11 protein-coding genes are annotated in these 11,060 nt (G+C 34.0%); 3 read left to right on the top strand and 8 right to left on the bottom strand.

Features of this window, described 5'->3' with window-relative positions; translation table 11 throughout:
- Positions 1 to 709: 709 nt before the first annotated feature.
- Entirely contained in the window at positions 710 to 916 is a 207-nt protein-coding gene (locus L2567_RS21375; RefSeq protein WP_406626731.1) for a helix-turn-helix domain-containing protein, read from the bottom strand.
- 339 nt (positions 917 to 1,255) lie between these two features.
- Here L2567_RS21375 and L2567_RS19485 point away from each other — a divergent pair, with 339 nt between their 5' ends.
- Positions 1,256 to 1,465, top strand: a complete 210-nt coding sequence (locus tag L2567_RS19485) for a hypothetical protein (RefSeq protein WP_235299533.1) — start codon at positions 1,256 to 1,258, stop codon at positions 1,463 to 1,465.
- Positions 1,466 to 1,876: 411 nt separating this feature from the next.
- On the opposite strand, the gene L2567_RS19480 is transcribed toward L2567_RS19485, so the two are convergent.
- The 7 genes from L2567_RS19480 to L2567_RS19450 all read right to left on the bottom strand — a co-directional run bounded on the left by L2567_RS19480 (position 1,877) and on the right by L2567_RS19450 (position 8,619).
- Positions 1,877 to 3,442 carry a hypothetical protein gene (locus tag L2567_RS19480; protein WP_235299532.1) on the bottom strand — a complete coding sequence of 522 codons (1,566 nt, stop codon included), beginning with the start codon at positions 3,440 to 3,442 and terminating at the stop codon, positions 1,877 to 1,879.
- A gap of 3 nt (positions 3,443 to 3,445) precedes the next feature.
- Entirely contained in the window at positions 3,446 to 3,736 is a 291-nt protein-coding gene (locus tag L2567_RS19475; RefSeq protein ID WP_235299531.1) for a hypothetical protein, read from the bottom strand.
- A 179-nt stretch (positions 3,737 to 3,915) separates the two neighbouring features.
- Complete coding sequence (locus tag L2567_RS19470; protein ID WP_235299530.1) at positions 3,916 to 4,131, bottom strand: helix-turn-helix domain-containing protein; 216 nt, start codon at positions 4,129 to 4,131, stop codon at positions 3,916 to 3,918.
- 50 nt (positions 4,132 to 4,181) lie between these two features.
- Positions 4,182 to 4,958 carry a hypothetical protein gene (locus L2567_RS19465; RefSeq protein ID WP_235299529.1) on the bottom strand — a complete coding sequence of 259 codons (777 nt, stop codon included), beginning with the start codon at positions 4,956 to 4,958 and terminating at the stop codon, positions 4,182 to 4,184.
- A 7-nt stretch (positions 4,959 to 4,965) separates the two neighbouring features.
- Positions 4,966 to 6,210, bottom strand: a complete 1,245-nt coding sequence (locus tag L2567_RS19460) for a tyrosine-type recombinase/integrase (protein ID WP_235299528.1) — start codon at positions 6,208 to 6,210, stop codon at positions 4,966 to 4,968.
- A 481-nt stretch (positions 6,211 to 6,691) separates the two neighbouring features.
- Complete coding sequence (locus L2567_RS19455) at positions 6,692 to 7,360, bottom strand: multicopper oxidase domain-containing protein (RefSeq protein WP_235299527.1); 669 nt, start codon at positions 7,358 to 7,360, stop codon at positions 6,692 to 6,694.
- Between the two features lie 38 nt (positions 7,361 to 7,398).
- A complete protein-coding gene (locus tag L2567_RS19450) occupies positions 7,399 to 8,619 on the bottom strand; it encodes a multicopper oxidase family protein (RefSeq protein ID WP_235299526.1) in 1,221 nt (406 codons plus the stop codon).
- Between the two features lie 536 nt (positions 8,620 to 9,155).
- Here L2567_RS19450 and L2567_RS19445 point away from each other — a divergent pair.
- Both L2567_RS19445 and L2567_RS19440 read left to right on the top strand, forming a co-directional pair.
- Complete coding sequence (locus L2567_RS19445; protein ID WP_235299525.1) at positions 9,156 to 10,304, top strand: alpha/beta hydrolase; 1,149 nt, start codon at positions 9,156 to 9,158, stop codon at positions 10,302 to 10,304.
- A 111-nt stretch (positions 10,305 to 10,415) separates the two neighbouring features.
- Positions 10,416 to 11,060, top strand: a complete 645-nt coding sequence (locus L2567_RS19440; protein WP_235299524.1) for a GntR family transcriptional regulator — start codon at positions 10,416 to 10,418, stop codon at positions 11,058 to 11,060.

The raw sequence follows: 11,060 nt of genomic DNA, 5'->3' as shown, positions 1-11,060 counted from the left end.
CCCACTATGTTCAACATCTGAAAATATCTTACCATGGATATTTTTGATATTGAAATGTGGAAAACCGAACTGCCAAATTCAAACTTAAAAACAGACTATTTCTGTCTAACAATTGGGGGGAAGCTCACTTTCAATTGATTTGCAAATTGCTGAATATAAGTCTTATCGTTTGAAATAATTTTGTTTTTGAGTATTGTAACCGTTCTAAGATACTGCTGATTATCTAGTAAAATTTGTTGAATTGAATCTCGATTATTAGCAATTCCTACAGTCTTTAATTCTTCTAGTATCATTTGGTTCATTTGAATTTTCATTATGGTTGAGTCATGTTCTTTCATAAGACTATTAACCATCTATTTGCGTTGATTTTCCAATTGATTATATTGACCAACAACATTCTGATCGCTTTTACATGCGCTAAAACATATGATTATTATCATCAAAAATATTAGTCTCATCTTTCTTTAGTTTTGCTTGCCTATAACTCTCCCATATCAACAACTAAATATATACTATATTCCAATTTTTAGAATATAAAACAAAAGGTATGTATGACCATCTGTAAATAAATGACAAATTTTCTTTAAAATGTGAGAGTGAATAGTTCAAAAAATTGAAATAAGAGCGCTCATGGTGTAAAGTTGATTAACACCAAAATAAGCATTTATTAGAACTTGTAAATGAATCGTGTCAAAACAGGTAAAAATACCTATAACGATAGGTAAGTAAATATCAACTTACACTTCATCATACTAAAAAACTCACCCAAACTCAATTCGAATTCAGCTACTATTTCATGGAGTCTTAACATAGAGATGTTAACCTTCTCAGCTTCTACTTTTCTAATATATGATGCACTTGTATCACATAAGTGTGCCAATTGTTCTTGACTCAGGTCCTTTTCAATCCTGAACAATATTAGCTTTGATACTAAAACTTTAAGATAGTCAGAGTCTGCTCAGGAAGACTCTTACTGTGTCAAAGATAAAACAAGATCAAATTTGATCAGATGCAATAATATGTTATCTTATACTGGCTATATAGGTCAAAGTGATCATTTACTTGCATTTAATATGAGAATCTTATTTTTAGCATTTTTGACTGTGTCTGCACTCGGGTGTAATAGTGACAGGTATCAGATAAAAGAATTTAAAGGATAGGAGTGCATTATAAAAATTGACAAAAGGACAGAAAAGTCTTGGTTTCTTTTATATGGCTCATGGTAACCAATGAATGATGCAAAAAAAACTGGGGTTTGAAAGAAATTGATACTTTTCTGAAAAGGAAAGGTAGGAAGATTGGTTCATATGATGATTTTCGGTCTAGCATGGCAAGCAATCAAAATAATATTAGAAAATTGTTTTTAGAACTTCAACAACACGAACTTGCACTTTCTCAATTTTCGGTATTTGAAAGAAGGATAAATAGTGTCTTAGATGATCCGTTTGGTGATTTTAGCTACTGAATTATAAAATATGAAAAAGATAAAAGCATTTTCTGCATACATAGGTAAAGGAGTTTATGATCTACTTCGAGAGATTTTTAAAGATTTTACCTTAAAAAAACTTGCCGAGGTGCTACTCAAACTCTTCATTTTCATATTAGGTATTTTATCAACCTTTTCCACAATTCAGTTTCTTTTGTTCAGATCTATGATGAGTACGCTTGTTTATCTGTTTTTAGTGCTACTTTTCAGTTTCACCACTTTAGTAATGTACTATCTTCTTCATAGGATACGGGGTAATAATCACCAAGATTTTTGAAATGAAGAATCATGAAATCGGATTGTGCATTGCTCGCCATATTTTCTAAGTGGTAGAGACACTAATTAATATCTCATCCAATAAAAGAGCGAAAATTTCCAAATGCACAACCCTTATTTGAGACAATACATTCCCCTTCCAAGCTCTCGATCTAAGATACACTCTATTTCATGCTTAATCTCGTCATATTGTGATTCTTTAACTAATATTGAATCATGTTTAGAAATAACTTCGTACCCTTTTCCAAGTAATTCGTATAGCAGGACATCAACAAATAATTTTGCCTCATAATTCATTAGTAAAATTGATAGGCAATTATTTCCAATTATATAATCAGATCTTTTCTTTGACACTTTTGAATGAATACAACATGTATAAAGTCCATCTTCAGAAGACTCAATTACTCGGAAGTTGCGAAACATATAAGCTTTTAAGTCATTTACAATTTCTAAAACATTAGGGAAATGCATTCTAAATTGCAGTTTTTCAACTGATAAATTTTTATCAAATTTTCCATAAAAAACTTGCATAATCATACGCTTTATTATATCTCGTTTCTCTTCCGAATAGCCTTCTCCATAAAGAGCTTTACCAACTTCTTCATAAAGTGTACCATTAAGAGCACTTCGCATAAATGATTGTACATCTTCCAATTCATTATTTAAATGTGACAACATATATGCGTGTGTTCTTCTTGTTTTGTTCTCTCTCGCCTCCCTGATGAGGCGTTGGAATGATATGTTATGTCTGTTGATGGCTTTGAGTAGTAATTGATCTGAGAATGTTTTGTCAAAGTCTAGTATTAGGTTTGCAAAGAGTGCGTAGTGGCAATTTCTCATATCGATTTCTTTAAGTTTTTCATCTTTGAGCGTGAGATATTTAATTGTTACAGAAGGAATACTTGTCAGGTTGTGAGATAGTCTGTTAGTGGTCTTGTCTCTTGAAATTCTAAGTTTTCTGCTACATTTGAGTATTTCATATTTGCTCCTTTGGTAAATCATTTCTTTTTCTAGATTCTCTAGGTCTTGTAGGTTCTCTTGATATATTTTGAATCTTTTAAAGTTTTTTATTTTACCCTTATTTGTAGTGTAGCTACTAATTGTAATTGTATAATCTTCAAACTTTGTCCTCAATAAATAATTACCCTTATGGTCAGCCTTGTTCAGGAGACCCTTCGCTAAATCTTTGTTTTTAAGATGGATATTCTTGAAGTTTACTTTTCTTAATACCTTAAGAATTTGCGAGTTTTCATTGTACTCAACGTCTTCCTTATTATAGATTAGAAATTCTTGTCTCTCCTCTTGAATAATATTTGAACTAACTAATTTATATCCCGAGACCAGTACCTCGGGCAGATATCTGTACGATTTTGAACTATTGCCTGCACTATAGCTATTATCGACTTCGAAAAGAAATGGTATTAGCTGACTTTTAAAGATTCCTCTCGATCCTTTTTCAAATTGGCGTATATCTGTAGAATTCCATGTAATATGAGAACTCATTGGTATGTATTCATGAGATCTAAGATATCTCTTACCAAACTCCAATAACACTTTGAAAGCATTTGTAAGATCCGCATTTTGAAAGTTATCTTTAACATACAAAAGCGCACTCTTGGGTATAGGAACCAAAATTTCTGGATAAAAGCTAAACTCTGAATATTGACTTAGATTGTTCATTGTCTATTGATTTAATTTGTTAAAAATTAATAAGGCTCTTGCTAAACTTTTTACTGACCATGCGATCTTTCCGAAATCTTCATTAGAGGGAAACTTCTCTTTTTTAGGAAAGAATCTTCCTTCAAATGTCCTTGATCTTTGTATGGAAATTTTGAAAACCTCAAAGGCAATCACGTCTTCTGTTTTAGGATCAACTTGTTTGTAAATCGCTGCTTTGGCAGATCTTCTAATCTGCTGATATATGAATCCATTCTTCTTTATTATATTATTAAGCTTGTATACTTCTGACTTCATTTTACATATTGTTAGATTGTGCATTTAGTATGAAGACTTTTACTTCAGACATAGCATAGTATGTCAAGGTCAGACTAAGAATTCTGATACACTAGAATGCACTTTGTTTTGAGATTAGGACTGCTCTATTTTAGAGTCCTGATAATTTGATATATGTACTCGATACTTATAATAATTCGCTACTTTTTAAATCTTTCAAGTGAGTCTCTGGGAGAGCGTTCTACCTCTACTCGTTGGGATAATAACCACTCATCAATTTCATTAGAAATAAAAAGCAGTCTATGCCCCTGTTTGATATGAGGAATAGATTTCTTAGAAACATATCTATAAATTGTCGGAATAGAACATTGAATTTTAGTTGCCACTTCCTCTACTGTAATATAAATGTTGTCCATAATTTTAAATTATAACACAAGGATATCACAGGGGAAATGTAGGGGCAACCCTATTTTTTTGAAATTTTTAGATCGCTTAGTTTTTTCGAGACACTATTTTTCGCCGCTTCTGTTGCAATATTCAAATCTCTTATAGATTCGCGGAAAGTATCATCCTTTTCAGAACCCGTGATTATAGAAATTATTTTAGATAGATCAGTCTCACCTAATTCACTGCCATCTGTTCTTTTCCATTTACTTTTCAAAAACTCAAAAATTCCTAGTTCATGAATGAAGTATACTTTATGAGATTTAAACTTCAGAGGTGCAATATTCTCTACATTCTGTTGTGATAGAACAATTTCTGGTTTATTGTATTCGATTACAACAAATATTTCTGTCCTATCTACTTCTATTATGCTACAAATTTCTGAGAATTCTTTCTCACTAATTAACATAAGATCTAAATCTTCAATCTTCAAATTATTAAGTGAGTTTAACTCCGCTGTTAAACGGTCAAAAATTATCTGTGCCACATATGCATGTGAATCTTGATCTAAGATTTTCAAAATATGTCCAATACGTCTAAAAACACCATCTCTTATTGCATCGAGGTAATCGGTTTCCTTTTTCTGTAAAAAAGGCATTTTTAGGTAAGAAACTATATCATAATACAAATAGTCAAAAGTCATTCTTTTAGAAGAAATGTTATCTTCTATTCTAGTCAAATGATCATACATTGCCTGAATTATCAGAAATTGACCTTCGTATTTTTTGGATTCTTTTTCAAGGGCTTTTGATAGTATCTCAAATGGGATCACACTAAAATTATTATCAAGAAATTTCATTTTTCTTTTATTTAAAATCTTCAAATATTACATCCATAGTTTCTTTTTTATTCTCATCAGATATGGACTTTAGATAAGACGAAGTAGTTTTTATTGAGGAATGCGACATTGTATTTGCAATATAGCTAATTGGCACCTTCTTGTTCCAACTTAGATTTGCAAAAGAATGCCTTGCATGAATAGGTCCAACCTTGAACGACAATTGTAGCAGCGAAGAAAGTTTATTCATTCCTTTGCGAATGTGATTATTGAAAGAATCAACAAGTGATTTTTCTTGCTTTTTATTCGACGCTGACTCAAGATAGCTAAATAGGTAACTATCTTCGATTTCTGTATGAGATCTATAAATTTCAATTAATTGTATACAGCTATCTGTCAAATGTATTATTGTTTTTGAAGCATTAACTTTAGTGTGTTTTGTTTTTTCTCTTATAAAGCTTATTGATTTTCTGTTGTAGTCTCTTATCCTCAACCTTAAAAGATCAGCAAAATTAATTCCTCCACAATAAAAGCTTATCATCCAGAAGTCTCGACAAAACTCCAAAGATTGATTCCCTGATAAATCCTGATTTGCTATAGATTGAAGTTCATCTTTTGATAAAGCTTTCTTTGTGTTATTTCCTTTCGGGATAGCATATTTACCATGCTTTTCTAAACCAAAAGGATATAAGTTTTGCGATAGATGATCATTACGAATTCCTTCATTAATGATGAATCTTAGGCATCTCATATAAACCCCGATTGTCGTTTTTGACAGTCCTCTTTGACTCATGAAAGAATCAAATCTTTTTAAGAAATTGACATTGATCTCATTATACTCAAGCTTGGATCTCGATCCTAGGAAATCCTCTAAGGACTTTAAGCTGTACCGATATGCCCTTGCATTTCCGTATCGTTTCTCTGATTCAAGTAAATCAATATAATTCTGATAAGATGATATGACATCATCTTGTTTCCTTTCAACACCGTAAAGAAAATCCGCCACAGCTTCCCAAGAAAAGCGTTCATCTTGACGAATGAACTCTTGAACTTCGAACTCTATTTTTAATAGAGCATCTTTAAGCAATTTGTACTCGCCTCTTGGGCGTATAGATTTGTATGATCTATCAAACTCATCCTCATCTAAGACATATTGCGTTTTAAAATATCTAGATTTTCTTTGATAGGTTACACGTATCTTTACTGGGTACTTACCTGCATTGTTTCTATAATTCTTGTGTAAAACAATTGATACTGTAGGAAAACTTCTCATTCTGTAAAACATTTTGATAAACAATATTGAATAATGTTTTACAAGCCTAACTAAACATGATAAATGAATGGTTTGTTAAAACCTTGATATTGAGAGAGTTGACTAAAATTAATTAAATGTGATAAATAATAATAAAATTATTTTTTTTGACTGCCAGTCAAACGCTCTAGCCAACTGAGCTAATCCCCCATCACTTCAAAATCAATTACTTACGAAGAGTATTAATGAATTCATACGCATTGTAAGTGCATTCGAGCCGCAAGATAGTTTATTGATTGCTTAAATCCATAACTCCGCAAAGATTTTATATCTACATCTTTAATCTAAAAGATACTTGAGGAGGCTGACGTTGATTGAATATCGATTCTGACTTGTCGATTACGACCAGGACCAAATATTAAATGATGACGCTTTATATCATTTAATGATAGCCTCTGTGATCGACAGTTGAAAAAAACTGCATTTATAGCGATCGCGACTATTATTGAACCACTAATTTTTCTACGAATCTGAGATTACCTGACACATATTCCACAATGATGGTCCCCTTTGGCAAATGGCTTACGGATACGTTTGTACCAGGCAAAGAAGACATTTTCCTTTCATCCAAAACTTTCCCTTGTACATCATAAAAGCGCAATACTCCTGCACCCGTAAAGTCTCCTTTAAAGTTGATCGAATGAGAAGCTGGATTAGGTGCAAAAGTAAGTGTTTTTACTTCTTCAATTTCGTCTGTATTAACGGTCGTAAGTAAAGAGTCCACCACTACGAACTGGTGCATCATGCTGTTATCTTCATGAGTGAGAATATGACAATGATACATAAAACCATGTGTATATAGACTGTCCATATCATATGGACTGGGGAAGCTATCGAAGCGGGCAACATATGTCATCTCCGCTCCTCCCCGAATAAGTTGGACATCCTTCCACCCAAACAATTCATCTGGAAGGTCGGGATAGGTATAAACTCCTGGCTGTTCTGTGAATCCTCCTTTTCCATCCGGAATTCCCACATCACCCACATATTCTATGATCTGAAATTGGACCTTATGAATATGCCACGGATGGGCATGTTCAGTGGTATTATTGATGATCCACTTCTCTTTGGTATTGACAAGTACAGTATCGTTGATGACATTTAAAACCATCGGAGTACCATCAATCGACCATAAGTTACCTGATCCACCTAATCCGAGTAAGTTTTTTTTTCCCTGGTTTTAAATATTGGGCCCGGGGCTATTTCATAGGACTTCAATGTAGCAGGCAAAACAGTCACTGGTTGCTCAGGGTGAATGGTAGTGTCGACGACAAAGGCACACATAGCAGAAGAATACCAATGCTTTGAATACTTCGCATCCTTTGGTAATTTATTGTCAAAATGGGTAAGATACAGGGTGTCGCCATGATCATATTGACCAAAATCAACGACAAATTCTCTACGATCTCCTAGTGAAAGTAAATTATTTGTAAATGGCCGAGGATAGTCTACATAACCTCCTCCGGTTGCCACCAAATACATGGTGTCAAAATGAATAGAATCATTTTGAGTTGTGTAGTTATAGAGTAAATCTCGGGTCAATCCGATGTTTAATATTTTAATGGTGGAGCCATTGAGCATCCGCAATCGCACCATCGAGGAAGGGACATGTAACGCGCCACCCAATACTCCATTTACCATACCAAAACTACCTGGACCTGGTTTTTCACCAGCTTTGATGGATGTCACCTTATTATTGGAATCGAAGAGAAAGCTCTTAGCCTGAATATTTAAAGGAAAATCATTAACGCCATATTCATTGGGCAGTTGGGCATACAATGGATCATTGCCTGGGTCTTGTACATACATCACACCTGCCATACCACGCGTGACCTGATCAGTTGTAAAATCCATCAGGTGGCTATGATACCAAGCTGTCTGCACTTCATCAATGATCGAAAAAACGGAATGCCATGTTTGATTCTTCTGAATTCTTTGATGGGGTCCACCGTCAGATTCCGCTGGTAAATTTAATGCGTGCCAATGCACCGTCGTTAGTGTGTCAATTTTATTGGTGATTGGAAAATCAATTTTGTCATTTGTCCTGTCAGCTATGAAGGTAGGTCCTGCATAAGTTAAAGCTCCGGGAACATTCGTACTATCAGGATTATTATAGGCAAATGCCTGTACCGAAGCATTTAGATTGAAAGTCATGGTATCACCATTGCTTTGGTCAATAACCGTACTTACTGCTCCATTTGGGTCAAAATTGTGCAGCGTATCAATGATGTCGATCCGCCAATCAGGACCCTCGATGGCGTATGGAACTGGTACCTCATTGGTAAACAATTTTTGCGCGTCGCAAATTTGTGCAGATAGGCATACTAGTGTCAAGGCAAGTAGGAAAATAACACTGAATCTCGCTTTCATGCTGTGATTTTTTATTCCATTACTTTCAGAAAGGCTGCATATGAACCTATGTCAAGACTGCAGTCTTAAAAGCAATAAAAGGGTTACAAGAAATTGAGGTGTTAATGCTATTAAAGTAAAACAAAATAATGGATTCAGCAAATAAAATTTTCGAAATACGCCTTTCCCGCTCCGTAACATTCGGTTGTTTTCAAGTACATCATGGATAAAAATTAATAAATCTTTACATATACTCCATTCTAAATAGCAATATTGATGATGACTATTTCATTTTTGTTTGATAAGTTTCATACGATATGAAAACAGTTTTTACAAAGTCTCTGAGATGGCATTCTATCATCATCAATATTCAAAATAAATACAATGCTATTTTGATCACCAAGGAGGAGTAATGAAGGAGGTTTTTTTATTCTTAAAAGAAAATGCATTGAGTGTGAAAAGATACACGCAGAATTTTCAGTATCCTAGTGAAGAACACTTAAGTGAATAAGCACAGTTATAGAAGTGTAACTAAAAAAGTTTAATTAATATTAAATATGATTAGAATAGTGCTCATAGCAGTCAGTATGCTTACGCTTTTCCCTTCCATGAACAGTCAGAAAGTTTATCCTGGTTGGAAAGAATTGAAACCAGGAAATCATCAGGTTGGTTTTAAAACCATTGATTATTGGGATCATAGCAGGTCAATTATCACTCAAAAGGTAAGTCAATTTTTACCTATTCAGATATCAATTTGGTACCCTAGCAACGAAGCCTGGAATGCTCAGAAAGCCTTACCCTTTAAACACTATTTTTTAAAAACGCTACAAAAAAATGATTTTGAAGAACTGAAAGAGGAAGAGAAAGCTACAGCCATGGAGATATTCTACAATTATGCAAAGTTCGGTGCAGGAATCGATTTGTCTCAAAGTGAAATGGAATCCATAAGTTCATCACCTACAGCTGCTATGCATAATGCCGTGGGTGCAGAAAATCGATTTCCTGTTGTCATCGCTGGGCATGATGGAGGATCTTGGAAAATGAGTACATTGTGCGAATACCTTGCAAGTCACGGATACTTTGTCATATCTACCGGCCCTCTTTCTTCATACAATCAGCTGTATAGAAATAGCCCTCAACAAGCGATCAACAGACGAATAAGAACGATCGAAATAGTGAAAGGCATGCTTAGTGAGTTTCAGATGGCTGATCCGGAGAGGATAGGTCTGCTGGGACTAAATGGTGATGGTATTCCAACATTACTATACCAAATGAAAAACCAGGTAGCAGATGCGATGGTTTCTCTGGATGGTTGGGAAGGGAAGAATAACGGATTTGAACAATTGAAAAATTCTGTATACTATGATGTTAAGAACATTGATATCCCGAGGCTAGAATTTCATCAACATGAAAAGCCAGAAAATGAAGCATTGCATATCAACACATCTCTATTCGATTCATTGAGTCAGGCTAATCGATTTTACTTTATCCTTAAAGATTTTGGCCACGCTTACCTTACCGGAAATTTATTAATCCTGGATCAATTGGACGAGCCATTCAATCATCAACACTACTTTCTATTTGAAACTGTTAAAAACTTTTACGAAGCTTACTTAAAAGATGATACAGAGGCTGGTGATGCATTGTGGACAAAACGTAAAGGAACTAAGGATTTCTTTCACGTAGATATAAGAATTAGGGAATAAATACATAAAAGCATCCTGCATTTTTAGACTTTTCGATTTTTTATTTGACATATCAAATATATTTCATACTTTTATAATCATATATGATATACGATTTATATTATTGATATAATGCTCCATAAAATTTCACTGCGACAGCAGGTCAAGGACTTATTAATCTCCCGGGTAACGTCAGGAACGCTGGCTATTGGTGAAAAAATTTCACTTGCCGGTCTCGCCAAAGACTTAGATGTTAGTGCAACACCAATACGCGAAGCAATCTCACAATTAGAGCAATCAGGTATAGTGGAATATAAAATTAATCAGGGGTTTTATATCAAGAGAATAGATCCAGGCCACGCAAAAGATATCTACCATACCATAGGTTTGATTGAAGCGATGGCTGTAACTAACTCGGAATGGTCTCCCAAGCAAATTGCTAATCTTAAAAGGATTCACCTTGAAATCCAAACCGAAATCAATCCCTTAAAAAGACAGCAAAAAGACCTTCAATTCCACGAGTTACTAATCAAAAGCTATTCTAACACCACATTGAAAAAAGTTTTAAAGAGTCTTAAGACTACTGTATTCATCAATGAATTAGAGTACATGAAAAGTGAATTCATTGAAAAAACCAATGAAACACACGACAAAATTATTGATCTGATAGAAAACAAAAACTTTAGTGAAGTAAAAAAGGCCATTGTAGATCACTGGGATCTAAGTTATGAATTTATTGAAAAATGTTCGGCGGTGCCAAAATCTTACAATGAATAA

It is taken from the genome of Portibacter marinus, assembly GCF_021533195.1.
GTDB lineage: Bacteria > Bacteroidota > Bacteroidia > Chitinophagales > Saprospiraceae > Portibacter > Portibacter marinus.
Note: the sequence above shows the minus strand (reverse complement) of the source record. Positions and strands in the feature narration are given on the sequence as shown.